Source organism: Profundicola chukchiensis (assembly GCF_029664245.1).
Lineage (GTDB): Bacteria > Bacteroidota > Bacteroidia > Flavobacteriales > Weeksellaceae > Profundicola > Profundicola chukchiensis.
Map to the genome: position 1 here is coordinate 1 of NZ_JANAIE010000053.1, position 232 is coordinate 232.

Sequence of the window (232 nt, forward strand, 5' to 3'; positions counted from 1 at the left end):
CTGACGCACCCCGACCAGCCCCGGCAGAAAGCCGATGCCATGGTCACCGCGACGCCGGGCATCGCGCTTGGAATTCTCACCGCCGATTGCCAGCCGGTTCTGTTCGCCGACCGCAGCGCCGGCGTGGTCGGCGCCGCCCATGCCGGCTGGAAAGGAGCACTGACGGGCGTGCTGGAAGCCACGCTCGCGGCGATGGAAGCCCTGGGCGCGCACCGCAGCGACATCGTCGCGG

At 71.6% G+C, this 232-nt stretch carries 1 protein-coding gene; it reads left to right on the plus strand.

Going from position 1 to position 232, the window contains the following annotated elements; genetic code table 11:
• Window positions 1-232, plus strand: a 232-nt coding sequence (locus tag NLM59_RS11645; RefSeq protein ID WP_304417951.1) for a polyphenol oxidase family protein, incomplete at both ends; no start/stop codon positions are given.